Origin of the sequence: Streptomyces subrutilus, assembly GCF_001746425.1 — a bacterium.
In the GTDB taxonomy this organism is placed as follows: Bacteria; Actinomycetota; Actinomycetes; order Streptomycetales; family Streptomycetaceae; genus Streptomyces; species Streptomyces subrutilus_A.
Map to the genome: position 1 here is coordinate 1421010 of NZ_MEHK01000001.1, position 25476 is coordinate 1446485.

General features: G+C 69.0%; 17 protein-coding genes, 2 pseudogenes and 1 riboswitch. Of the genes and pseudogenes, 9 read left to right on the top strand and 10 right to left on the bottom strand.

Features of this window, described 5'->3' with window-relative positions; all coding sequences use genetic code 11:
- Positions 1–455 precede the first annotated feature (455 nt).
- The 3 genes from BGK67_RS07380 to BGK67_RS07390 all read right to left on the bottom strand — a co-directional run bounded on the left by BGK67_RS07380 (position 456) and on the right by BGK67_RS07390 (position 6644).
- Complete coding sequence (locus tag BGK67_RS07380) at positions 456–824, bottom strand: hypothetical protein (protein WP_141754018.1); 369 nt, start codon at positions 822–824, stop codon at positions 456–458.
- A 506-nt stretch (positions 825–1330) separates the two neighbouring features.
- Positions 1331–6247, bottom strand: coding sequence for a trypsin-like serine peptidase (locus BGK67_RS07385; RefSeq protein WP_069919157.1), 4917 nt, complete (start codon positions 6245–6247; stop codon positions 1331–1333).
- Positions 6248–6290: 43 nt separating this feature from the next.
- Positions 6291–6644, bottom strand: a complete 354-nt coding sequence (locus BGK67_RS07390) for a trypco2 family protein (RefSeq protein WP_069919158.1) — start codon at positions 6642–6644, stop codon at positions 6291–6293.
- Positions 6645–7071: 427 nt separating this feature from the next.
- Between BGK67_RS07390 and BGK67_RS07395 the strand changes: the two genes are divergently transcribed.
- The 7 genes from BGK67_RS07395 to BGK67_RS07435 all read left to right on the top strand — a co-directional run bounded on the left by BGK67_RS07395 (position 7072) and on the right by BGK67_RS07435 (position 15034).
- Positions 7072–7353, top strand: coding sequence for an RNA polymerase I-specific transcription initiation factor RRN3 family protein (locus BGK67_RS07395; RefSeq protein ID WP_244291167.1), 282 nt, complete (start codon positions 7072–7074; stop codon positions 7351–7353).
- Between the two features lie 662 nt (positions 7354–8015).
- Positions 8016–8920 (top strand): IS5 family transposase gene (locus tag BGK67_RS36055; protein ID WP_432215424.1). Its coding sequence is split into 2 segments (ribosomal slippage): positions 8016–8364 and positions 8364–8920, totalling 906 coding nucleotides; the frame shifts between segments, so codons are not numbered across the junction.
- A gap of 17 nt (positions 8921–8937) precedes the next feature.
- Positions 8938–9474 carry a GNAT family N-acetyltransferase gene (locus tag BGK67_RS07415; protein WP_069923695.1) on the top strand — a complete coding sequence of 179 codons (537 nt, stop codon included), beginning with the start codon at positions 8938–8940 and terminating at the stop codon, positions 9472–9474.
- A gap of 70 nt (positions 9475–9544) precedes the next feature.
- A complete protein-coding gene (locus BGK67_RS07420; RefSeq protein ID WP_069919161.1) occupies positions 9545–11053 on the top strand; it encodes an ABC transporter substrate-binding protein in 1509 nt (502 codons plus the stop codon).
- Positions 11054–11058: 5 nt separating this feature from the next.
- A complete protein-coding gene (locus tag BGK67_RS07425; RefSeq protein WP_079154066.1) occupies positions 11059–12957 on the top strand; it encodes an ABC transporter permease subunit in 1899 nt (632 codons plus the stop codon).
- Positions 12954–14246, top strand: a complete 1293-nt coding sequence (locus BGK67_RS07430; RefSeq protein ID WP_069919162.1) for an MDR family MFS transporter — start codon at positions 12954–12956, stop codon at positions 14244–14246. The genes BGK67_RS07425 and BGK67_RS07430 overlap by 4 nt, the downstream gene beginning before the upstream one ends.
- 62 nt (positions 14247–14308) lie before the next feature.
- Positions 14309–14530, top strand: a riboswitch (cobalamin riboswitch).
- Between the two features lie 51 nt (positions 14531–14581).
- Positions 14582–15034: an acyl-CoA thioesterase gene (locus BGK67_RS07435; RefSeq protein ID WP_069919163.1), complete on the top strand. Its 453-nt coding sequence runs from the start codon at positions 14582–14584 to the stop codon at positions 15032–15034.
- 13 nt (positions 15035–15047) lie between these two features.
- Here the strand turns inward: BGK67_RS07435 and BGK67_RS07440 are convergent.
- From BGK67_RS07440 to BGK67_RS38765, 6 genes and pseudogenes are all read right to left on the bottom strand, one after another.
- Positions 15048–15371: pseudogene (locus BGK67_RS07440) on the bottom strand (short-chain fatty acyl-CoA regulator family protein); the annotation flags it as partial.
- A 336-nt stretch (positions 15372–15707) separates the two neighbouring features.
- Positions 15708–17411 (bottom strand): flavin-containing monooxygenase, encoded by a 1704-nt coding sequence (locus tag BGK67_RS07445; RefSeq protein WP_244291168.1) that lies wholly within the window; start codon positions 17409–17411, stop codon positions 15708–15710.
- 106 nt (positions 17412–17517) lie between these two features.
- Positions 17518–18738 carry an MFS transporter gene (locus BGK67_RS07450; protein WP_069919166.1) on the bottom strand — a complete coding sequence of 407 codons (1221 nt, stop codon included), beginning with the start codon at positions 18736–18738 and terminating at the stop codon, positions 17518–17520.
- On the bottom strand, positions 18735–19313 hold the full coding sequence (locus BGK67_RS07455; protein WP_069919167.1) for a glycine-rich domain-containing protein: 579 nt from the start codon (positions 19311–19313) through the stop codon (positions 18735–18737). The genes BGK67_RS07450 and BGK67_RS07455 overlap by 4 nt, the downstream gene beginning before the upstream one ends.
- 99 nt (positions 19314–19412) lie before the next feature.
- The gene (locus BGK67_RS07460; protein WP_069919168.1) at positions 19413–20639 is read right to left on the bottom strand and encodes a phenylacetate--CoA ligase family protein; all 1227 of its coding nucleotides are present in this window, start codon (positions 20637–20639) and stop codon (positions 19413–19415) included.
- Positions 20640–20731: 92 nt separating this feature from the next.
- On the bottom strand, positions 20732–20884 hold the full coding sequence (locus tag BGK67_RS38765; protein ID WP_167739554.1) for a hypothetical protein: 153 nt from the start codon (positions 20882–20884) through the stop codon (positions 20732–20734).
- Between the two features lie 995 nt (positions 20885–21879).
- Here BGK67_RS38765 and BGK67_RS07465 point away from each other — a divergent pair.
- Complete coding sequence (locus BGK67_RS07465) at positions 21880–22461, top strand: carbonic anhydrase (RefSeq protein WP_069919169.1); 582 nt, start codon at positions 21880–21882, stop codon at positions 22459–22461.
- Positions 22462–22478: 17 nt separating this feature from the next.
- The gene (locus BGK67_RS07470; RefSeq protein WP_069923697.1) at positions 22479–23939 is read left to right on the top strand and encodes a SulP family inorganic anion transporter; all 1461 of its coding nucleotides are present in this window, start codon (positions 22479–22481) and stop codon (positions 23937–23939) included.
- Between the two features lie 282 nt (positions 23940–24221).
- Here the strand turns inward: BGK67_RS07470 and BGK67_RS07475 are convergent.
- Positions 24222–24572 (bottom strand): annotated as a pseudogene (locus BGK67_RS07475) (DM13 domain-containing protein); the annotation flags it as partial.
- Positions 24573–25476 lie beyond the last annotated feature (904 nt).

The window sequence follows — 25476 nt, forward strand, 5'->3', positions numbered from 1 at the left end:
TCAGAACTTGGCTACCGGCGGCAATTGCTAGCGGTACGGAGTGTAGGTTGGCATGCTTCGAAAGCAACTTCCACTCTCCGTCCGGAATTTATGTCTGCCGTGAGCGATGCCAAAAACCGCTCTCGTTTCATCGGTGACATCTCGCGTTCCAGTTCAAGGAAGCCGGGACTCATAGAGACCAAGGAGGACGGTTCCGACAACGACCGGCAGCATTTTTTTGTACGGTCGCTGCCTTACACAGTCAGCCACGGCAGCGCCACCGCCCCTTCGGACAACTCCTCGACCTCGCCTCCGAGCTCGATGCCAAGGGCCACCTCCGACCGGCGGGAGCGTGCGGGGCCGTACTCGGCGGCCGTGCGGAGTTACCGCGGACCGGGCCGTCGTCGGAGGCATCGTCGGCAACCGCACGACGCCCTCCAGCTACTCCTCGAAGTAGGCAGCTGCTCCCAGACAGCTCAGCGGTACCAGTCGAGGGGTTCCGCCGCGAACGTACCGTCGGAGAGGACCGCGTCCGTCAGTTCGAACTGCTGCCGACGGTCGCTCGCCGGTTCCTGCCAGGTGATGACGGTGCCGGCAGGCCGGCTGCTGGCGACCAGGACCAGGTGGCCGTCCGGAGCACGCGTACCGATCAGGGTGTATGTGCGGGCCGCCGGCCGCGTCGCAGCCCCGTCTCCGCCCTGTGCCGTGCCGCGCCGGGCGCGACGACGACCGCGGGCCCGTGCAACGAGGGCGACAGCCACGACCACGGCGCAGCCCCCCAGAAGCTCCGCGATCGAGCCAGTGATCACATCGTTCAGCATGTCGGTGAGTTCTCTTCCTCTCATCCGGTTCCCCACAGCGCCCGTCGTCCTGGTCGCGTGACCGCGCCCGGACCGCAGAGGTCCATGGAGTCGCCTGCTTGCACGCCTTCGGCCCCATTGAGCCAGACGTCCAATTTCCCGCTCCACGGCACTTCGCAGGGTTCTAAAGTCGACCGTGAGCGGGCCCGAGCTCCGACGTTCGGCTGGCCCGCTCTCTCGCCGAACTCGCCTCTGCCGCGGCTTCGGTACGGCGCCCCGTTCCGGCGTCGCGCTCCCGTGGCCAGCCGCAGAAGAACGCAAGTCCGCGGCGCAACTCATTCTGAAACGATCAGTGAGCTTCTTCAGCGACCCAGAGAGTGAACGACCCTGTGAGGCTGACCGGCCATTGTTCTGCAGTGGTACTCGCCTTCACGGGTCAGGCCGTCACTCGATCGGTGTCCACTCTGCAGAAGCTCATTGATCGAGATCCACTGTCGGCACTCGCTGTAGATCCGAAGACTCAAGAGAGGACGGGCAGGGAATCTGAGGCATCACCTGCTGTACGGCGCCAGTCCCTCGTTGCCGGCGACGACCAAGGAGTCGACGAGCATTTGCCATTCATCCAACTTACCGAGCTCCTCGGCCGTTGTGCGAATTTCCTTGAGCCAGCTATCCGAAAACCACGACTGCTTGACCGTGACACGCCCATCTTGAATGCACAGGTCAGAGACCCAGGGCACGCCGCGGGTGACTTGCACTTCCTCCGGGAGCTTTCGCAGGATGCTGATAAGCGCGTCGACGGGCTTGACCTCACCTCGAGCGGCAGGCAGCCAATCGTCAATCACCTCAACAAGGTCGTCAGCGCGGACCCAGTCAATGGGTTCACCGACGACCTCGTTGTACAGCCCCTGCGTCCAAGGAAGAGGATCCGGCAGTAGGGCAGCGGCGGCCCAGTCCCCCCAGTGGTGGTCGCGATAGGGGCTCGGGTCATCACTCAGGTAGCCAATGGCATGGCGCAGCAACGACGGCCAGACACCTCGGGCAGCCTCGGCCAAGCGGTCGTTCTCTGCACCTGCCGCGGCAAGACCGTGGAGAAAATTCGACATCAACTGTGCACCTGCGCGAAGAGCATCGAGGTGCTTGAGCAACGGTCTGATGTCGCCGTTCTTCGCGAACCCTTCGAGCAGGGCCCGTGCGGCGACAAGGGTGTGCGTCCCGCGGTCGTCCGCGGACCAGCCCTCGCTCTCTTGCACGACCATAGCGCGTCGCTCGACGTCGAGGAGCGCGGCGAGGAGCGCGGCTGCCTCGTCAGTGCAACAGTGGTCTGTCGACGCGGCTGCGCCGAGGCCGCGAATGGCTGCATCGAGAACCGCGATCCTGACGGAGTCACCCGGTAGTTCCTGGAGGCGTTCGGCAACGTCGCCAGCAATCTGGATATTCGGCCGTCTTTGGCCGCTTTGGTCCCACGGACCGATTTCTGCGCCACGGGCGGTCTCAAGCAACCAGTTCAATGCGGTCGGGTGGATGCAAGGGTTGAAGTGGCATGGGCCCCTCCAGACGACATCGCATCCACGTGCCAGGTACAGCCGGGTCTCCATAGGCGCCTTGCCTGCCATCGCAAGACCGGCTTCGGCAACATCTTCGATCGAGCCACCAGCCGCTTCCAGCGGTGCGGCCAGGGCGGGTGTGAGGAACGCCGGCACGGCTTGAGCCACCGCTCGGTCGGCGCCAAGATCGAAGAACTGGCCCTCGTGATGTTGGCCCTCGGTCTCCTGGAACGACAATGCGATGCCGATGACAAGCTCGGTTGCGAATTGCGCTTCGTCGCCAAGCGCCTCCATATCACCAGCAGCGGCTCGTTCGATCGCTGCTCGAGTGACGTGGGCAACGGCGTCCAAATCCCGGGGCGGCATTTGATCTCCGTCGGACTCCAGCAGGGCACGGCCTGCCGCCAGATCCGCGGCGATCTCTGCCGATGGGGGCGGCACGTACTCGGTGTCGTGCTTGACCGATCCCCAATACCGGTTCTTCAGCCGCGTGCTGGTCTGCAGGGCTTCCTGGTAAGCCGTGTGCGCTTCTTGTGCGGCTCGCAGCTCAGGCGGCGGCTCGACCTCGATGTGGACTGCATCGCCGTGCTGTTTAACCCGGTATTGATCCGAATCCAGACTGGCAGCCCAGTTCTTCGTAAGCTCTTGGCTAAATCCAAGACGGTCGCCATTCTCGACAAGCTTTTTGGCGACTTTCTTCAAATCCTGGACACGCCCCTGCCCACCATGCACTATAAGCCACATGGCTACCTCGCGCGGTGTCCAACGGCGACGTTCGAGGTTCGCGAGCCCTTCGGTTATTGCACGCAGCCCTGAATACTCACTCGTCGTGCGACCGAACTCCAAGTCCCACACAACCGGTTCGGCGAGGAACAGGTCGAGTTCGGTGCCGACTTTCTCGATGTGGCGCACGAGCAGACCAAATAGCATTCCCGGAACCGCGAGGTTCTCGCAGCCATGCAGGAGTACCTCAACGACCCTTTTTGGTGACACGCCCTGACTCAACCACATATCGGCAAGGCGCTCCATCGCCTGGAGCGCGCTCATCGCCGAATATGGGCCGACCGACGTACCCCGGTACCAGCTCCAAACATGACTGTCGCCGACATACAAGCGGGAAGTGCCATAAATGTTCAGAATCGCACCGCGGTCTTCTCCCTCTCCATTCTCCGCCTCACCATCGGCACCCTCGCCGCCACCATCAAAAGGATCAGTAAATGCATAGGGCGGGCTAGGCCGCGACAACATTGCTACGCGCGCCCGCGCACCGCTATTCAGGATGCCATTCAACACCCGCACCGAGGTCGGCACTGATGCTGTCTGGAATAGCTGCCAGAACCCACCGAAGTAGTACTGGAAGAAAGGTACTCCGAAACCTCTCCAGCGCCCCTGATGCCCTCGGACACCCTCATCTCGGTGCCAGCTTGTTTCGTCGTCGATGTAGTAGGCCATCATCAACGCCGCCAATAGCTCCGGGTCCTTCTGCGCCAAGGCTCGGGCACTCAATGGCGCGTCCGCGGCCGGAGCCAGGAACGCTGGTGCATCGTCCGCGATGGCCCGAAGGCACGCTTCGATGGCATCATCAATGTCCGGACCGAGCAGGGCCAACGTTTCGACGAAATTCTCCCTCGTCAGGTGGTAGTCCAGCTCACGTCGGCGTCGACGGCGTTGCAAGATTCGCCCGGACGGTACGCCCGCTCCGGTTTTGCGTAGAGGAAACGAGTTCCAGCAGGCAAGGAGACGGCCTCGAAGACGGATTCGCAGCTCGTCGCCGGCCGGAATGTTTGCCAGGGACAGAGCCTGCAGCCAGTCCGCGAGCAGTTCGAACGAATCTTCCGACACATCCCAGGGCTTTTTTTCATCGAGAAGAATCTGGACAACAGGGTTAGTGATGAGATGGTCGACCAGCCCGTTGACCTTATGCCTCTGCTGAACAACTCGAACCACGTCGCCGAGCACCAGGTCGACCGACTGATCCTCGCACGCGGACTTTAGGCATTCGTACGCGAATGGCGTCTCCAAAACCGCCTCTACCGGAACGTCAGACCACCGGGGTCCGTGCGCTGCCGCGAATACCTGCAAGTGTGAGCGCAGTTCGATGAACATCCGAACGGGTCGAGTGTCTGGTGCTTTCAGTAGCCCCTTGCAGGCAAGTGTGGCGGCCGACAGTGCCCACCGGGGCGCCCCCGCTGCCTGCAGCAACTCGGTCGGGCTCTGACTACGGACGAGAAGGATGGCGGTCGCGTACCGCCGGACTTCGTCGTGCGCGAAGTCCGGCTGGTTCCGGTACCGGCTCGCCGGCGCGAGCAGATGATCACGGCGCAGCGCGTCGACTGCTGCGGCATCGACGCCTGCGAGGGGCCGATGCCCCTCGGGCAGCTTCATGGTCGCTGCGGCTACCGCAAGCAGTGTCTGTTCGCGCGCCTCCGCCGATCCGACACCGGGCCGTCCGTCGCCGCGAACAACCCTGCTCCACACGAGATCAAGGCATTCCCACTCACCCAGCGCGCTGTCCGGCTCCGTCCCGGTCCGAGCCAGAAGGTCCAGCACGACTGGTCTGCGCAGCAGCGAGTTCGCAGGCAGGTCTCGCAGGACTGCACGCAGAAGCTGAAAATGTCCCGAGACGACCGAGATATCCTCATCTCCCAGCGGCGACATCTCGAAAGACGAAACGGACTTCGCGAAGCCCAGCTCGACCTGCTCCCGTACGTAACCCAGTGCCACGTCAGATGTGACCGCGACGAGCCCAACACCGGCCGCAGCCGCTGCCAGCACCAGATCGCTCAAGAGGCCAGCGGACCGCTCCAGAGCAGCATCAGCCGCGTCGATGACCAAGACCCGAGACGGTGCCGATGTCTCTGCGAGCACGTCCTCCAGCGACATCCCAAGGACAGCTCGCAGCTCCAAGCTGGACTGCGGCAAACTCCGGAAGTTCACCACCACCCCTTGGAACCCGGCAGGGTCTACGGCTTCCAGCTCGGCGACGGCCGACAGCGTCAGCGCACTCTTGCCGATGCCCGACTCGCCGGATACCAACAGAGCCGAAGCACGAGTACCGGCCTCGCGCAGGGCCTCAGCGAGTTGCTCGCGGCGGTCGGCGAATGAGATCACGACCGGACCGCCGGATGACTCATCACCGATAGTGGTCCGAACGCCGGCCGTAGCGAGCTTGCGTTGTTCAGCGAGCACCGACCACGCGTGTCGGCTTCGTGTCGCGGTCGCCTCGTCGGCGGTGACGTCGTCGGCTGTGTTCCGGGTGCTGGGGAAGCCGTGCTCGGTCAGCAGGGTGGTGAATCCTGGGTCGGTGAGGAGCAGGTGGACGGGTTCGGCGGTGAGGCGTCGTTCGCCCATGCCGGTGCCGTATTCGACGGCGACGCCGACGAGGTGTCCGTTGGTGAAGATGGCGGTGCCGGAGGCGCCGGCCCAAGGACGTTCCTTCTGCTGTGTGGCGGCGGGCCAGACGCGGCAGTCGAGGACCCAGCGTCTGCCGGCGGTGGTCAGGGGGGCGAGTTCGCCGCGGAGGCTCTCGTACTGGACGCCGCCGCCCGAGAGGGTGGAGAACGCCGGAACCCCGATCCCGGCATAGGCCAGCGGAGCATCGCCCTGGGGCCGGCCCCAGGGCACGGCCGTCGTGTGGCCTTCGTCGGCGTCCTGGTCCAGAAGCAGCAGCGCGACGTCCGGCACCCCGGCGCTATCCGGGCCGAGGTCCGGGGCTGGCCAGATGACCGTCGCGGTGCGTTTACGAAGCCCGGAGTCCGCGCGAGGATGCCCGACCCAGACGGTCGCACCGGACGCGCGGACACCGTCGTCGTGGACGACGTGGAGCGCGGTCAGCACCAGCCGGGGCCCGATGAGATACCCCGAACCCGACCCGCCCACCGGCTGGTCAGGCTTGATGTACGCCGTTCTCTGCGCGTCCACTGTCGTTCTCCCGCTACGCCCGCGCCTCCACGTTTGTGACTACTCAGGCGTCGCCGCCAGGCGGGACATCAGCCCTCGGCTCCCCGCCAGGCGTCTCGTGCCGGCGGATGCGGGCGGGCTGTCCGCCCAGGGCCTCGTCGCGGACGTTCAGCGTCAACGTCAGCGTCTGCCGCTGCGTGCTCCCACCCCCACCTCCGGCCTCCACTGCACCCTTGGTGCCGAAGGCGCCGACTTCGACGTTGACCTTGCCGTTGCCGTCCTTGCGGAACTCGACCTCAAGACAGAGTTCGGCCTGCTCGACCTCGAACCTGAACTGCTCGTTGCCACCGGTATCAGCGGCTTTGTACAGCTCTTCGCGGAGTTCTGCCAGCGCCTCGGACAGCGTCACCTTTGCCACGATTCCCCCTCCATCGCCCCTGCGGACGGTGTGCTCGACCGGCCTGAAGCGCAGCTTTCCTGACGGCACCTCGCCTGCGCATGGGAAACGCGAAATCCCAGACCACACCACCGAGGTTGCTTCGCCATGGTACGGGACGTCGGTCTGGAATGTACTGGGAAGGCACAGTTCGGAGCAGGGAAGAATCTGTAGCGCCGTACGGCCCAGGTGTGTCCAGTCAGGCCCACCCCCCGTCACTAAACTCGCCAGCCCCATCTCTGGTAGCGCTCCCACCTGCCAAGGTCTGGAGGAGGCCACAAAGAAGGACTTTGCAGGCTGCTGAGTGACTTTCAGGCCAGGTGTCCGTCACCATCCGCTTGAGATGGTTGGGGCTGCACTGAGCCCCACAGCCAGAATCGACAGACTGCTGAGGGTGGAGGAGGGGACAGTGCCGGATTTCGGGACGGTGCTCGGCGGTATCGCCCGCGGGGTCGCGGCGGTCGGCCGGTTCGCGTGGGCCGTGGCGACCTCGCCGACGACCGCGAGCAAGTACGACGCTGAAATGCAGATAGACCGGCTGTCGCAGTTCATCCAAGACGAGGTGCCAGAAGAACTGCACGGCCGGGCATGGGGCCTGGTTGTAGACGAGCTGCGTCGAGTCGACACGGAAATCGAGCGGATGGTGGAGGAAGCCAAGACCGAGGAACAGGCAGCCACCGATGAAGACTGACAGCCAGGGAGCGGTGGCCCAGGAAGAGGCTGGTGTTCTGGCCGAGGCGGCCCGTACGGTGAACTCAGCCCGGGAGGTGCTGCGCCGCCGACAGGGAGGAGGCCCTGACGATGACGCGCGGTGACCAAGGCGGCGGCGTCCTCAGCCGTCCCGCCTGGCGCCGAGCCGCCCCGCATGCCGTGTGGATCCTGCAGAGGGGATGAGCGTGTCGAGGATGCGCTGGTAATCGGCACGCGCAAGGGGTTCATCAGCCCAGGCTGGATCAGCACGCTCGCTGATGAGGTCGAGAAACTGGCCTAGGCGGTGTCTGACAAACGATCACCGAGAGTGCGTGCTCGATCCAATTGCCTTGCCGTCCTGACGCCAGCCAGTGATTCTGGGCAGGTGCCAGGACAGGGGAAAAGAAGGCGGCGGCAAGAGGACGCGCGGCAGCGGCTTGCTGCCCGCACTGCGCCGGACGCGGGACAGTGGGAAGTGGTCGTTGAGACTCCGGACCAGGCGGAGATGCGTACGAGGTTGCGCCGTCTTCGGGAAGCCGGAGTCGACGGGTCGATGATCCGGATCGACACGCTGTGCGGACGCTTGGCGGTGCCGACCACCTACCGGCTGAGCCGTTTCGTGACGGACCCCGCGCGAGAGTACGAGCACAAGCACTCTGATCATTGACGGAAGCGGCGTGGGAGCGGATAGAGCCCCTGTTGCCGCGGGTGGATGGACGTGGTCGTCCGTGGCGTGATCACCGCCAGGTGGTCAACGGGGTGCTGTGGCGGCTGCGGACTGGGGCTCCGTGGCGCGATCTGCCCGAGCGGTACGGACCCTGGCAGACCGCCTACGAGCGGTTCGCCCGCTGGGAAGCGGACGGGACCTGGGCGAAGCTGCTGGAACACGTCCAGGTCCATGATGACGCGGTGGGCCGGGTGGAGTGGACCGTCGCCGTCGCCGTCGCCGTCGACTCCACAGTCAACCGTGCCCATCAGCATGCCGCCAGCGCCCGCAAAAGGGGGCCCCAGACGGGGACGAACTGGAAGATCCGGGCCGCTCGCAGACGCGCCAGGCCCTCGGCCGGTCCCGAGGCGGGCTGACCACCAAGGTCCACCTCGCCGTCGATGGCCGGGGCCTGCCCCTGTCCATCGTGCTCACGCCCGGCAACGTCAACGACGCCACCGCCTTCGGCCAGGTCCTCGACGGGATCCGCGTTCCGAGAGTCGGCACCGGCCGCCCGCGCAGGACACCGACCCGGGTCCTGGGCGATAAGGCCTACTCCAGCCGGGCGATCCGGCACCTGCTGCGGCGCCGCGGCATCGCCGTCACGATCCCTGAGCGCCGCGACCAAGCGGCCAACCGCCGGCGCCGAGGGCGCCTCGGCGGCCGGCCGCCCGCCTTCGACGAAGAGCTCTACCGCGAGCGCAACGTGGTCGAACGATGCTTCGCACGCCTCAAGCAGTTCCGCGCGATCGCGACCAGATTCGACAAGCTCGCCGACCGCTACCGTGCCGGAGTCGTTCTGGCCTCGCTGATCCTCTGCTCCGCGAAACCAGCTCGTGATCATTTGTCAGACACTGCCTAGTTGCATACTCTGTGCAGGTGCATGACTACCGCATCAGCACCGCCACCACGGATGACTTCGGCGAGGCGCGAGCGGTGATGCTCGACGCCGTCTACCGCGACTTCGGCACGGGCTACGTGCCGCGATGGCACGCCGACATCATCGATCCCGAACGCTTTTACCTCGTTCCGCCCCGGCACACCCTCCTGGTGGCCGTCGACGAGCGGGACGGCTCCGTCGCCGCCACGGCGGCCCTGGATGCGCGGGGTCCCGAGCACCCGCCGAACCCGCGCTGGGTCGCGGAACGCTTTCCGTCGGGCGAGACCGCGCAGCTCCGGCGGGTGTACGTACGCCCCGAGCACCGGCGCCGCGGGCTCGCTCGACGACTGGTCGCCGAGCTGGCGGCCTTCGCGAGGGCGGACGGCGGTTACCGGTCCCTCTACCTGCACACCTACGCGTCCTCGCCGGGCGCGGAGGCGCTGTGGCGGTCCTTGGGAAAGCTGGTGCTCGACGAGCGGACGGAGCCCGACGGAGATCAGGAGACCCTGCACTTCGAGGTACCCATGTTTAAATGAAAACGATTATCGCTTACCCTAACGGTCGACATCCTTTGATCGGCACGACCGGAAGACGAGAACCCCCACCATGAGAAGCTTCCGCCGTCGGCTCATAGCCGGCCTGCTCCTCGTCCCGCTGCTCACCGGCTGCTTCGCCTCCGGCGACGGCGGTTCGCCCGCCTCAGGGTCTTCGGGCTCCGGCGAGGGTTCACGGCTGCGCGTGGCGATGGCCTTCGCACCCGCGGAGAACTTCTCCCCGTACGGGCGGGACGCGTTCCTCCTGGCCAAGCTGGGCGTGAGCGAGGGGCTGACCCGTCTGGACGCCAACGGCACGGTGGCGCCCGCGCTCGCAGAGTCGTGGAGCAGCGAGAACGGCGGACGGAGTTGGGTGTTCACCCTGCGGGATGCCAGGTTCCAGGACGGCGGCGACGTCACCGCCGAGGCCGTCGCCACCGCCCTCACCCACGCCGCCGCGGCCGAGCCGACACCCTCCGCGATCTCCGGCGTGAAACTGACCGCCAAGGTCGCCGGTGACGGCAAGGTCCGGGTGAGCACCGGCGAGGCCGACCCCGTGCTGCCCCTGCGGCTGACCAACCCGAGCCTGGCGGTGTTCTCCCCCAAGGCGTACGACGCGAAGGGGGCCGCCAGCCCGGTCGGCACCGCCACCGGCCCCTTCGAACTCACGAAGACCACCGGCGACACGGCGGCCACCCTGGAGCGCTTCGACGACTACTGGGGCGGGCGCGCCCAGGCCGCGGGCATCGACGCGAAGTTCGTCTCCGACGGCACCGCCCGCGCCAACGCTCTGCGCACGGGCGATGTGGACATCGCCGAGACGCTCCCGGTGGCCCAGGTCTCCTCCCTGGACAAGGGCACGGCTCACAAGACGAACACCGCCCGCAACACGAGCCTGTACCTCAACACCAGGTCCGGCGTGTTCACTGACGCGCGGCTGCGTGCCGCCGCTCGCGAGGCGATCGACGCCTCCGCCGTCGCCGAGGGCGTGTACGAGGGGTACGCCGAGCCCGCGCAGGGGCTCTACGGGCCCGCTCTGACCTGGGCGGCCGACAAGCGGACCGAGCCGACCGGCCGGGCCGAGGCCGCCGACCCCGACGGCAAGAGCATCACCATCGCGACCTTCAACGATCGGCCGGAACTGCCTGAAACGGCCCAGGTTCTGCAACAGCAGCTGGAGAAGGCCGGGTTCAAGGTGAAGCTGGAGGTCCGCACCTACGCCCGGCTCGAAGGCGACCTGCTCTCCGCGAAGTTCGACGCCGCCGTCGTCTCCCGCAACACGATGCTGGACACCGGGGATCCGGTCACCGTCCTGGCCAGCGACTACACCTGCGGCGGCAGCTACAACCTGTCGTTCCTGTGCGACAAGAACGTCGACAGGCTGGTCGCCGCCGCCCAGGCCGAGTCCGACCCGGCGAAGCGGCAGGACGCCGCCCTGACGGGGGAGGCGGCGATCCTGAGTACCGACGCGGAGATCCCCCTCGTCCATCTGAAGGTCGTCTCCGGGATCGGCACGTCGGTCAGGGGCGCGCTTCTCGACCCGTTCGAGCGGCAGCTCATCGGCACCGGTACCCGGCGCTGAGCAGTATGTCCGTCGGCTTTGGCGGTTCTTCCGCCCTGCTCGCCGCCCTGCGTGTCCTCGCGCGGGGCGGCGGCCTCGCCCTGCTGTGGCGGACCGTCCTCACGGCCGCCCTGGTGTGCGCGATCGGCCTGTTGCCCTGGCTGTCGCACACCGACCCCGCGCTGACCGTACTCAAGGCCCGCTCGGCGGAACGCGACCCGACTCCGGAGACACTGAACGCAATCCGCGACAAACTCGGTCTGGATGACAGCCCGTTGGCCCTGCTCGGGCGTTGGCTGGGGGGGCTGCTGCACGGTGACGCGGGCCAGTCATGGGTCTCCGGCACCGACGTGCGGCCCGCCGCCGCCCAGGCCCTCGGTGTCTCCCTGCTGCTGATGGCCGGGGCCCTCGCCGTCGCCTGCGCCACGGCCGCCGCGGTGTGCGCCCGTACCCTGTGGCTCGGCTCGCGGCGCCGGCTCGGCGACCGCCGCGCGGGCGGCACCGGGGCCGCGGTGCTGGCCGCGCTGCCCGAGTTCCTCGTCGCCTCCGTGCTGGCCTCGGTGATCGGCGTACAACTCGGCTGGCTGCCCGCCCTGGGCTGGTACGGGCCGCAGTGGATGGTGCTGCCCTCGCTCGCCCTCGGCCTGCCCGCCGGTGCCCTCCTCGGGCGCATGCTGGACGACCTGCTGCCCAGCGCGTTCGCCGAACCCTGGGCACTGGCCGCCACCGCCCGCGGCCTCCCGCCGCAGTCCGTCGCCCGCCAGGCGCTGCGCCGCTGCGTACCCGGACTCCTGCCCAACCTGGGCCTGTTCGTGGTCGGTCTGACCGGCGGCTCCGTCGCCATCGAGCAGATCTACGACATTCCGGGCCTCGGCCGGCTCACCGTGCGCGCCGCCCTCGCCCAGGACCTGCCCGTCCTGCAGACCGGCACGCTCGCCCTGATCCTGCTCGCGGCGGCGACCGGCATCCTGGCCCGGCTCGCGGCCCGGCTCGTGATTGGGCCCGCGCTGCGCGACGGCGCCCTGCAGTCCCTGCACCGGCCGACCCCGCCCGCGCGCGGCATCGCGCCTGTGCTGTACGGGGCGCTGCTGCTGGCGGTCATCGGGTTCGGCCTGCCGCGCGACCCGCTCTCGCTGGACTCCAGCGCGCGGCTGAAGTCCCCCTCCTGGGTACACCCGTTCGGCACCGATGCCCTCGGCCGGGACATCCTCGCCCGCATCGCCCACGGTGCGCTCAACACCCTCGGTACCGCCCTCGCGGTGACCGCCCTCGCCCTCGTGACCGGCATCCTGCTGGGCCTGCTGCCCCGGCTGTCCGCTCCGGTCGTCGACACCGTCAACGCCCTGCCGCCCGTCCTCGCAGGCCTCCTCGTCACCGGGATCGCGGGCAGCGGCCCGTGGACCCCCGCGCTGGCCGTGGCCGTCGTCGCCTGGTCCCCCCTGGCCACCCACACCGCCGCCCTGCTCCAGCAGGAGCGCGCCACTACCCACCTGGCAGCCACGCGCGCACTGGGCGCGGGAGCCTGGTACCTGCTGTGGCACGTGCTCCTGCCCGCCGTCCTGCCGCCCGTCACCCGCCACGCCCTGCTCCGGCTCCCCGGCATCGCCCTCGCCCTGGCCGCCCTCGGCTTTCTCGGCCTCGGCGCCCAGCCGCCCTCCCCCGAGTGGGGTCTGCTGCTCGCCGAGAACCAGCCCTACGCCGAACGCGCCCCCTGGGCGGTCCTCGCCCCCGCCACCGTCCTCGCCCTGCTCGGCGCGCTGGCCGTGACCACGGCCAGCGGTGTGCGCCTGCCCCGCCCGAAGCGGAACTCCCGGCCCGCAGAACGGCCCGGACCTCCCGCGCCCCAGGCCCCACCGGACACGAAGCCGCCGCGTGCCGACACCACCCTCACCGCCGCGTCCACCTCCCCCTCACCCACCTCATGAGCGACCTGATGACCCGCGTCCTGCGCCGCTGCTCCGCCGCACGATCCCCGCGCCAGCGGACCTGGAAGCACCTCTCACCGCTCCTGCGGCTGCTGATCCTGACCCAACTCGCCTTCAACGTCGGCTTCTACGCCGTCCTGCCGTTCCTCGCCACCCACCTCGGCACCGCGATCGGCATGGCAGGCTGGATGGTCGGCTTCGTCCTCGGCCTGCGCACCTTCAGCCAGCAGGAGCTGTTCGTGGTCGGCGGCTGGCTCGTCGACCGTCACGGCGTGCGCCCCCTCGTCCTCGCCGGCTGCGTGCTGCGGATCGCCGGTTTCGCCTGGCTCGGGTACGCGGAGGCGACGTGGAGCGTGATCGGCGCCGTGCTGCTGATCGGGTTCGCCGCCGCCCTGTTCTCCCCGGCGGTGGAGTCCGAGGTCGCCCGGCAAGCGGTGATCTGGGAGGAAGAGGGCCACGGCTCACGCACCCGGGTACTGGCCCTGCTCAGTGCGGCAGGGCAGGCCGGCGCCTTCGTCGGCCCGCTGCTCGGCGCCCTGCTGCTCGCCGTCGACTTCCGCACCGTCTGCCTCGCCGGAGCCGGGGTCTTCGCCCTCGTCCTGGCCGGGCACATGTGGCTGATGCCGCAGCACATCCCCGGCCGGGTCCGCATCCGGGAACGCGGCGGGATGCGCGTGCTGCTGCGCAACCGCCGCTTCCTCGCCCTGTGCTGCGCGTACGGCACCTACCTGCTCGCCTACAACCAGCTCTACCTCGCCCTGCCGGACGAGGTGCAGCGCGCTACCGGGTCCCAGGAGGCCCTGTCCTGGCTGTTCGCCCTGTCCTCCCTGCTGGTCGTGTGCGCCCAGCTCCCGATGACCCGTTGGGCGAGCGACCGGCTCGACCTGCGCCGCTCCATGGCCACCGGGCTGCTGATCATCGCGGCCGGCTTCGCGGTCGTGGCCGCCGCCCTCCCCGCCGGGTGGACGGGGACCTGGGCCCTGCTTCCCGCCGCCGGATACGTCGCCCTGCTCACCCTCGGCCAGATGCTCGTCGTCCCGGCCGCCCGCGCCTGGGTGCCCGACCTCGCCGAGGACGGCCGCCTCGGCCTCTACACCGGCGCCCTGTCCTCCATTTCGGGCCTCATCGTCCTCATCGGCAGCTCCGCCAGCGGCTCCCTGCTCGACCTGGGCCTGCCGCCGGCCGTACCGTGGCTCGTCCTCGCGGCCCTGCCCGCCCTGGCCGTGGCTCTCCTGCCGCACCGGCCGGAGAGCGCCGAAGGCGAGAAGGAGGGGGGCCCGGTGCCCTGACGCTCCTTCCTGGCACCCGGCGTTCCACTCACCCCCTTTTCCTTGTGGGTGGGTACGACACGTACCCTGGCGGGGCAGCTGGTTCGCCCCTGCCCGCCAGGTGGAGGCGCCGTAAGAGGGAACCCGGTGGGAATCCGGGACTGCCCCGCAGCGGTGAGCGGGAACGACCGCCGTCACACAGCACTGGGCCGACGCACACGGCTTGGGAAGCGACGGCCAGTAGGGGTCTCGTACGACGAGACGTGCCCGCGAGTCCGAAGACCTGCCCGCTGCCCGCACGCCGACACCCATGGCGTGCGGAACAGCCCTGCCGCGGCTCGCGAAGGAGAGTTGACGTGGCCGATCCCACCGTCACCAGCCCTGCCCCCGCCGCCCGCCCGGTCAAGACGCCGGACGACTCCCGGGTGGTTCTCGCCCACATCATGAGCGAGCACGACACCAACCTCTACGGCACGATCCACGGTGGCGTGATGATGAAGCTCATCGACGACGCCGCCGCGGCCGCCGCCGGCCGGCACGCCGACGGCCCCGCCGTCACCGTCTCGGTCGACCGGATGACCTTCCTCGCCCCCGTACGGGCCGGAGACCTGCTGAGCGTCGAGGCCGGACTCGAACGCGCCGGGCGCACTTCCATGACCGTCGGCGTCCGCGTCACCTCCGAGCGCTGGAACAGCTCCGGACCCGCCACCGAGGTCGCCACCGCCTTCCTCACCTTCGTCGCCGTCGACGCCGACGGCAGCCCGCGGCCCGTGCCCGCGCTCGACGTGTCACTTCCCGGCCTGCCCTGAGGGGCGGAGTCCGTCACCCCGTTCGCTCGTCCTGCCTCGCGTACGGCACGAAGCTGCCCGTGTTCTCATTCTCATCCACGGCGAGTGTCCGGCCCACGGGCGGCATCGCGCGCTGGGTGCAGTCGAGGCGTTCGCACGCGCGGCAGCCCATGCCGATCGGGGTGGCGGCGGCCCTGTTGTCCAGGTCGAGTCCGTCGGAGTAGACGAGGCGCGAGGCGTGCCGGATCTCGCATCCGAGGCCGATGGCGAAGGTCTTGCCGGGTGCGCCCCAGCCGCCGCCGTGGCGGGTGACCGTCCGCGCGGTCCACAGGTAGCGCTGGCCGTCGGGCATGCCAGCGGTGCACGCGCCTCCTAAGAATGCCTCGGTTTCGTCCCGGGCGAGACCGCCGATCCAGGCCCGGAAGGCGGTTCACGACAGGTCTACCGCCAATCCCTCGTCTGACGCGTCCGGCGTCGGCCGTGTGCGCGGTCTCGGGGCGCCCCCACCAGCTTCCGCCGTTCGGAGCGCCGGATGGCGGCGCGGGGCCACGAAGGCGTACAGACCGAGAATCGGCGGCAGCGGAGCAACGCCCGGGCCGCCCGCACGCACCCAGGCCACGACGTCCTCCGTCGCGACCGGGTCGTTGACCAGACCGAGCCACACCGGATATCGCTGCCCGTAAAACGTCCGCGCTCATCTCGTCATGGGGCGAGCCGATCGGGTGGTGGGCCCTCCTGCGAGGGAAGAGAGGACGAAGCCGGTGTAACCGCCGCGGGCCACGGCGTCGCACTCCTCCCGGTACCGGTCGAGCCCGCCCGCGTAGGCGAGGAACACGCGTGGTTTGCCCGGGACGTTCGCCCCGGTGTACCAGGAGTCCACCGCCGGGTAGAGCGTACGGGCGGCGATCTCCGCCACGCGTGTGCCCCAGTTGGCCTCGGCGGACGGGGTGACGTCGATCTCGGTGAGACCGTTCCTGAGCAGGTGGTCGATGCAGTCGGTGATCCACTCGACCTGCTGCTCGAGGGACACCGTGATGTTGGTGAGCACGGAGGGGCTGAGCGGGCCGAGGACGGTGAAGAGGTTGGGGAAGCCGGCCGAGACGAGCCCGAGGTGGTTTCGGGGACCTTCGGCCCACCGCTCCCGGAGCGTCGTGCCTCCCTTGCCCACGATGTCGATGGCGAGCTGGGAGCCGGAGAGAGCGTCGAAGCCGGTGGCGAAGACGATCGCGTCGAGGTCGTGCTCCCCGTCCGAGGTCCGGATGCCCCGGGGGGTGATCCGCTCGATCGGGGTCGTGCGCAGGTCCACGAGCGACACGTGCGGCAGGTTGTACGTCTCGTAGTAGTCGGTTCCCAGGCAGGGGCGCTTGGTCGCGAACGGGAACGTACGCGGGGAGAGCAGTTCCGCCGTCGCGGGGTCGGTCACGATCGACCGGATCTTGGACCGGACGAACTCCGCCACGGTCTCGTTGGCCTTCTCGTCGGTGAGGATGTCGGTGTAGGTGCGTAGCATCCCGTTGAGGAAGCCCTCGTCCCAGGCCGCCTCGTAGGCGGCGGTGCGCTCCGCCTCGTCGACCTCCAGCGCCGAGCGGGTCGGGGGCGCGAAGACGGTCCCGCCCCGCGAGCGCCGTTGCGCCTCCCGGAACTCGGGGTAACGGGCCTTGAACGCCGAGCGTTCCGTGGCTTGCAGCGGACGGTTGCGGGCCGGCAGGACGTAGGCCGGGGTCCGCTGGAAGACGGTCAGGGAAGCCGCATCGGCGGCGATGACGGGAACGGCCTGGACGCCCGAGCATCCGGTGCCGATCACGGCGACCCGCTTCCCGGCGAAGGAGACGTCCTCGTGCGGCCACCGCGCGGTGTGGTGGACGGCGCCGGCGAAGCTGTCGACGCCGGGTATCTCCGGGTCCTTGGGGACCGACATGCAGCCGGTCGTCAGGATCACGAAGCGGGCGGTGACGGTCCGTCCGGTGTCCGTGGACAGCCGCCAGCGCTGATCGTGCCCGTCGTACACGGCTCGTGTGACGCGAGTGCGCAGGACGACGTCCTCGCGCAGGTCGAACCGGTCGGCGACGTGGTGGAGGTAGCGCAGGATCTCCGGCTGGGCGGCGTAGCGTTCGCTCCATTCCCACTCCTGGTCGAGTTCCGGGGAGAAGGAGTAGGAGTACGACATGCTCTCGATGTCGCAGCGGGCCCCGGGATACCGGTTCCAGTACCACGTTCCGCCGATGTCGTCGCCAGCTTCGAAGGCCACGGCCGTCAGGCCGAGTTCCCGCAGCCGGTAAAGCTGGTAGAGGCCGGATAATCCGGCTCCGACGACCACGGCGTCGACCTGGTCGACGGCGGACGGGCGGCCGTCGGACACCATCGGAGCGCTCGTGGGAGAACTCGTCGGACGGCTCATCTGTGGGCTCCTGTTCTGCCGGATCACGGACGGGGGTGATGGGGGGCGGGAGATGTCGTGGCGGGTGCCGGGTCGTCCTCCCGCGTACGGACTGCCCGGTCGCCCGTCAGGTGGGGCGGCTGCCGCTCATCGCCACCGCCGGGACGACCGCGAGGGCGAGGGCCCCGGCGGCCACCGCCAGGACCGGATATCCGGTGCCGCCCATCACCAGCCCCGAGGCCATGCCGCCGGTCGCGCCCGCCACGGACATCCCCACGTCCGCGAGGCCCTGCACCGCGGCCCGGTTCTCGGCGGGCGCGGCGTCCGTGAGCATGGCCGTGCCGCCGAGCAGGGCCAGGTTCCAGCCGGCTCCGAGGAGGACCAGCGCGCAGGCCAGGAGGGGGACGGAGGTCGGCTGGGCGAGGCCGGCGAGCAGAGCCGCGCCCAGTAGGACGGCTCCGGCCGCGGTGGCGACCCGCCGCCCGCCGATCCGGTCCGCGAGCAGGCCGCTCAGCGGTGACGGCAGGAACATCGCGCCCACGTGCAGGGCGATGACCAGGCCCACCGCCTGTGCCGTGTGGCCGTGATCTGCCATGTGGACGGGCGTCATGGTCATCACTGCGATCATCACGAGCTGCGCGGTGATCATCACGGTGGCACCGGTGACGACGCCAAGGGTGGGGCGCCCTGTAGGGGCGGCCCCGGGTGCCTGGGGCGGGGCCGGGGGCAGCGGGTCCGGGCGCAGCCCCACCACCAGCACGAGCGCGGCGGCCACGTACGCGACCGCCGCCAGCAGGAAGGGACCCGTCAGCCGCGGCAGGCCCCAGGTGCCGGCGAGATCACCGGTGGGTCCGGTCAGATTCGGGCCCACGACCGCTCCCAGGGTCATGGCGAACAGGACGGTTCCGGCGGCCCGGCCGCGTCGTTCGGGCGGAGCGAGCTCGGCGCCCGCGTAGCGTGCCAGGAGCCCGGTGACCGTGCCCGCCCCGTACACGAAGAGGGCGGCCAGGAGCAGGACGGGCCAGCGCGCCGCGGCTCCCGCGACCACGCCCGCGCTGCCCAGCGCGGCGATGCCGTTGCCGAGCGCCAGTCCCGGACCGCGCCCGAAGCGCCGGCTGACGCGCCCGAGACCCGCCGCTCCGAAGGCCGCGCCGGCGGTGTAGAGCGCGGCCGGGAGTCCGGCCAGACCGGTCGAGCCGAGCAGGTCCTGGGCGAGGAGCGCGCCGACGGTGATGCCGGCCGCCATGCCCGCGCCGCCGAGCGTCTGCGAGATGCCGAGCACCGTCAGGGCGCGGCGCTGTTCATGGGAGAACCCCGCCCCCGTGGCCGGGGAGACCGTCTGGGTCACGTGTGATCCCGCACGGGAACCGCCTTCGGTCCGTCGGGCGTTCCTGCCTCGTCGACCAGGCCGGAGATCTCGGTCAGCGACATGTGCAGTTCGTCGTGCAGGAACCGCACGATCGTCCAGTGCGGCAGGGCGTCGGCGTCGAAGGGGCCGAACTCGGCCGTGTAGAGGGGGATCCAGCGCAGGGCCTCCTCGGCGGCGGTCTGCCGTCCGGGCGCTTCCTGGTAGGCGCCGTAGGAGATGCTGCGGTGGTGGATGAAGTGTCCTCCGGGCAGCCGCTGTTCGCACAGTTCGCGGTACTCGCGCGTCTGCAGGATGAGGTAGTGCCATATTTCGTCGATGTCCTGCTCGACGGGGAGGAAGAGGCCGCCGAGCCGGTCGGGGTGGCGGGAGACGAGGTAGAGGTAGCGCAGGCACTCGCGGACCCGGTGTCGCACGACCGCCGCGGACGGGGCGTCTGGCTCGGCCGAGAAGTGACGTACCACCTCCTCGTGCAGAGTCGGGCCGAGCAGTTCTTCGGCGGTGGGCGCCCTGTCGGCGGCGTGGGCCGAGGGGGCATGGGCGGCGGACGTGGACATGAGGCTCCTTCGGGGGTCGTCGTCGGGCGCGCCAAGCCGCCGCGTACGCGGGGACGGCCCGTACAAGCGGGCCCCGCGCGCGGGAGGCGACGGGCTCGGTCAAGAAGGGTCGTGCGCGGTCAGCCAGGCGTACTTGCCGGAGCGCCCGACGGGGATGGCAGTGCGGTGCTCCACCTGACAGGCCCGCCCGGTCAGGGCAGCGACGGAGGCGGCCAGCTCGGCCGTCTCGCCGGCTGTGAGCGGCGCGTCGTCAAAGGTCGTGTACGCCAGGCGGCATCGGTCTTCGTCGACCAGGTGCAGCTGATGCAGGAAGACACGGGTGCAAACCCCGGCGATACGGGCGTCCAGGTCGGCCTGGGAGACGGGCCCGTCGGGCGTGCGCAGCAGTTCCTTCTCCCGCCCGCAGAAGGAGACGATCCTCTCCGGATCGGCACTGCCGTCGCGGGTGCGGACACAGTCGCCGGACCGGTAGCGGATCAACGGCATGTAGGGGTTGCGGGTGCTGGTGACGATGAGGCTGTGGATGCCGCTGCCCGGTTCCACGGGGATCAGCTCCACGCTCATGTCCCGCAGATAGGGCTGGTAGCGGCCTTCGGCGTCGCTGTAGAAGAGGTAGCCGAGTTCGGTGCTGCCGAAGAGGTCGACCACCGGGCACTCGAAGTGGGCGCGCAGGTGGGCGCGGACGTTCGACGGCGTGTACTCGTAGGCGTGGACGATGCCGGCGGGACGGGGAAAGTCGCTCCACAGGCCCCATGCGGAGACTTTGCGGACCAGGTGCGCCAGGTGGTAGCCGGAACAGTCCAGCAGATAGGCGCCGTCGGGGTGAGTGGTGGCCGCCTCACGGATCTCGGTGAGCATGCGCTCGACTTCTTCGCGGTCCCAGTCGGCAGGGTCGAGGCGGCGGTTGAGGTACAAGGTGCGGTCGTCGAGCCAGCGTTCGCCGGGGGTGGTGCCGGGCTTGCGGGCGTTCACCCGGGCCACGTGCTCGGTGGCGAGGACGGTGGTCAGTGAGACCCGTCGGGCGCCTTCGTGCCACGAGGTGCCAAGATCGGGGTGCTCGCTCCACAGGCGGTAGTACGAGCGGAGCAGGAAGTAGGGCGGCCGGATGAGCTGCATGCGGGCGTGGTTGGTGCCGGTGGAGAGCACGAACTCGGCCTCTCCCGCTTCCAGCGCGCGGGCCAGCGCGGGGGTCATCCAGTTGTCGGGGAACCCGCGGGCTATCTCCGGCTTCTCCAGGATCGGAAAGTGACCGCGCTCGATGGAGGCGCGGTAGATCGGGATGTCGCGCACCTTGTCCAGGACGTCGGCACTCGGCAGGCGCTTCACGGGAGCTCTCCGGGGCGGGTCGGCGGCGGGTGGGGCGAGTGAGGACTGTCGACGCGGCGACGGCCGCGCCGACAGCCCGGGGCATCACCGGGTCAGGAGATGCAGCCGCTCTTGGTGGTGGTGCTGATGCAGCCGTCCTTGGTGGTGGTGCTGATACACCCGTCCTTGGCGGCCTGGGTGGAGTTGGCGGCGACCCACTTGTGCCACACGGGCTCCTGCGTCATGCGCTTGATGAGCTGATCCATGGTGAGACCTCCTGGAATCGAAGAGAGGGGCACACGTTCGTCAAAAGACGGCTTCGCGACGGCCGTCCATCGGCATCGAACGTAAAGAGATGGTCAATCAGACGTCAAGAGCCGACTTGCTGATTGACCTGAACTGCACACCTCGCCCAATTTCGAGCCGAGCGCGGCCCGCGAACTCGACAGGATTCGCGTACGTGCGGAGGCCTCTCACGTCCACGCGAAAAGGGACGCCCCGAACCGACCCGCTGCCGGACGGCCCGGCCGCGACGGCGCACCGGGGCCGCCCGCGGAGACGAGGCGTACGCCTCAGGGGCCGCACCATAAATCCGGCATGGGTTCCGAAGCGTTTCGCAGAAGTCGGCGAAGTGGGCATTTCCCCTCGCACACGCAGTGGTGACGCCCATGGAACGACCGATGGCGGCATGGTCGATGATGAGCCAGCCGGTGAGGCGAACCCGGCTCATGAACGCGGATCCGGCCAAACAACCCTCACTTTTTGGGCTCTTTCCTGGCCGACACGTGCAGTTAACCTTGCAAGCAACTTTACTTGCTCATGGTGTCCTTGACCAATAGTTGACGATCTCTTGGTTTGAGCCACGGGCGTGAACCTGCCGGAAGGGGAGAACGTGCTGCGAGCCACGACGCCCCGGAGCGTGTCGGCGTTCTGTTCCGTCCCGCTGCCAGCGTCCCCGCTCCTCGCCGCCGCGGCTTCCTTCACCCACGCTCACCCCTCTGGCCGTCCCGCCGTCGGCGGCCGGGCCGGGGCCACCCCTACCGGCCCGGAGCCGCACAGTGGGGCATCGAACCGAGGACCGGTGGCCGGACTCGACCGCGCCGCGCCCAACGCCGTGCACGGCCGCGCGTCGAGTAGATCCAGGGCCCCTTCCGGGGCCGCGCTTCAGATGTTCCGCCGCTGATCCGGTGGAACGCCCCCCACATCTCCGTCATGCACACCCGACGCGCTGTTACGGCGCGCCAGGAGGAATCACCACACCATGCAGCCTCTCATCGACAACGCGCGTACCTTCGGACGGCGTCCCGAGGATTTCGCGGGCCTCGCCGCAGGCCAGTCCCCCGAGGTCCTGTTCATCACCTGCTCCGACTCCCGGGTCGTACCGGCCCTCATCACGGGCGCCCGGCCCGGCGAGCTGTTCGAGCTGCGCACCGCCGGCAACATCGTTCCCCCGTACGCCTCCACCACCCCCACCGGCGAGGCGGCCACGATCGAGTACGCCGTAGAAGTCCTCGGCGTCAAGGACATCGTGGTGTGCGGCCACTCCCACTGCGGTGCGGTCGGTGCCGTGGTGCGCGGTGACGACCTGAACTCGGTTCCCGCCGTACGGGACTGGCTCGCGCACGCCGTGAAAGAACCCGAGTGCTCCGACCCCACCGACCCTACGGTCGCCGAGGCGGTGCAGAACCACGTCCTGACGCAGCTCCTGCGGCTGCGCTCCTACCCCTGCGTCGAGCAGCGCCTGCGAGCCGACGGACTCCGCCTGCACGGCTGGTACTACGAGGTCCACACCGGACTCGTACGCGAACACCGCGCGGACACCGACACATTCGAAACGCTCTGAGGGAACAGGTGAACGCCATGCTGTCCAAGTTCCCCCACTTACGTCAGGACTTCCTCGCCTCCATCGTCGTCTTCCTCGTCGCGGTGCCCCTGTGCGTGGGAGTGGCGGTCGCCTCCGGCGTCCCGGCCGAACTGGGGCTTGTCACCGGCATCGTCGGCGGACTCGTCACCGGCCTCATGCGCGGCAGCAGTCTCCAGGTGTCAGGACCGGCCGCCGGCCTGACCGTGATCGTCTTCGAGGCGGTCAGCGAGTTCGGGGTGAGCACGCTCGGTGTGATCGTACTGATCGCCGGCCTGCTCCAGCTCGCCATGGGGTTCTTCCGGATCGGCCGCTGGTTCAGGGCCATATCCGTCTCCGTCGTCGAGGGCATGCTCTGCGGTATCGGCCTGGTGATCATCGCCGGGCAGATCTACGCCGCGGCGGGCCTGAAGGCCCCGGAGACCGGCATCGGGAAGATCACGGGTCTGCCCCGCGCGTTCGCCGACGCGTTCGGGAGCACCGAGGCCCTGGCCTCCCTCGCGATCGGCGCGGGCACCATCGCCGTCATCGTGCTGTGGAGGAGGCTGCCGAAGCAAGCGCAGTCCGTGCCCGGGGCCCTCGCCGCGGTGGTGCTGGCGACGGCCACCGCTCTCGGTCTCGGGCTGCCGGTCGCCACCGTCAAGGTGGAGGGTCTGCTCGGTGTCGTCCAGCCGCCCGGCGCCGAGGCCTTCGGCGAACTGGCCAGTCCCGCCATCTGGGGCACGATCATCGCGTTCGCGCTGATCGCCTCGGCGGAGAGCCTGTTCAGCGCGGCCGCTGTGGACCGGCTGCACGACGGTCCGCGCACCGAGTACGACAAGGAGATGGTCGCCCAGGGCACGGGCAACACAGTCTGCGGCCTGCTCGGCGCCCTGCCCATGACCGCGGTCATCGTCCGCAGCTCGGCCAACGTCAACGCCGGTGCGAAGACCAGGGCGTCGCGGGTCCTGCACGGTGTGTGGCTGCTGCTGTTCGCCGCCGCGCTCCCGTTCGCCCTGGCGCTGATCCCCCTGCCCGCGCTCGCCGGCATCCTCGTCCACGCGGGCTGGAAACTGATCCCATTCCGCCAGGTCTCCGCGTTGTGGCGGGAGCACAGGGGCGAGGCGGCGATCCTGGTGATCACGGCCCTCGCCATCGTCGTGGTGAACATGTTCGAGGGCGTCCTGATCGGTCTGGCCCTGGCAGTCGCCAAGACCGCCTGGGAGGCCTCACACGTCAAACTGGAAGTCATCGACAAGGGCGCGGGCCCCATCGAGGCGTACCTGGCAGGCAACGCCACGTTCCTCCGCCTGCCGAAAATCCTCGACACGCTGGAGTCCCTCCCGCAGGACCGCCCGGTCGAACTCGACCTGTCAGGACTGCACCACCTCGACCACGCCTGCCGTACAGCGCTGGAGAGCTGGGCCGAACGGCACAGCGCGACCGGCATCGAACCGGTGAAGCTCACCACCGCGGCCTGAGCCGGCGAACGACGGATCGGTCCCGGCCGTCAGAGGTCGCCAGGCTACCGGCAGCCCCGGCGTCTGGCGGTCGGGAGACGATCAGGCGCACCGCACATGAGGACATCGGGCTCCGGTGCCCGCAGGTGCAGAAACCTGAGCCGAGGCTGGGCGTCGGATCACCGTTTCGGACGCCCGGCCCCGGAACGTGTCCGGGTCGGTACGCCTCGCGCAGCCGGGGAGGGGTCCACGATCGACTACGGGAAGCGGGTTGCAGGACGCCGACCGGGGCGTGGCGTCCTGTCAGGCGCGAAAGAGCGCTGCGGCTCCCAAGGAGACGTCGAACCGGTCGCACCAGACGCTGACACTGGGGTACTTCGACCAGTCGAGGTCCGCAGGCAGAGGGTAGTTCTGGTCATCCTTGTTGCCCTTGAGCCGGACCAGGTCGACGTGGCGTCCGTCGTCGAAGACCCTCCAGCCGGCCATGCCCTCCCTGACCGGCGCGTCGCTCAGCAGGACGTGCAGATCGGGGCCGTTGCTGGTGTCGAGCCGGGCACCATCGTAGCCCTTGACCTCGCCGAAGCGGTCGGACGTCATCCAGTCCTCGCGGGCCTTGCGGATCTCCTCGTCCGTGCGGCCCACGAAGTTCCACCACCACTTGATCCGTCGAAGTTTCCGCAGGCCAAAGGCACCCTAGTCCATCAAAGTCAGCAAAAGTCAGCATTGGCATGCCTCCGAGGACTCGATCTGTCCTCAAATCGCCAGCTGATCTCAAGTCGTGTCCTCAAATCACCGAAGCTAGAGCCGGACGCAGGCGAGGTTGGTCGGCGCCAGGACCGGGCCAGTGCAGCCCAAACGGCACGCTCATCCGGTGCCCGGAGAAGCCCTACGACCCGGAGAACCCCACCGACGCCGGGTACTGCGGGGGCTGGCACCGCGTCCTTGTGCCCGCGCATCAGTCGAGCACCTTCACAGGGGAAGGCGGCCTGACCTCACCCAATTCATCGTGGAAGCTGCGGCCGGCGAGCGAATCCCGTTCCAACGGGGCGGCCACCACGGTTGGCTCCCCGCACAGCAGTGGCAGCAATACCTCAAGGCGAACGGGCCCCGCTCGGACGACAAGGAGCGCCAGTCATCTGTACGACAGGGGGACCGGCGCGACAGATGCACCGAGGATCGTCCGGCTTCGGAGGTGCGGGTTGAGCCGAAGCAGAGACGTGGTAGCCGCGCAATCGTCCTTGAGTCCCGCCCCCGGGAAACCGAGGCCGCCAGGGTTCCGGTCGACGCGTCGGGTCAAGCGATCCCGCTCTGCCGCTTCGGCTGCGGTCAGCCCGCCAGCCTTCGAGGACCCGAAGGGCTGCCCGAGCACTTCTCGTGCCGCAGGAAGCATGAGGCGTGATCTGTCGGCCACCACTGCCCCCGGCTTCATCACCTGGTGTCAGAGCCCCCTGAGCCTACTCAGGGGGCTCTGACTTACGCCCTGCGCTCACCCGCTCAGCGCAGGCCGCTGCCCTGCACCCGCAGACAGTCACTCCACGTGCCTTTGTCAGCAGCTGCA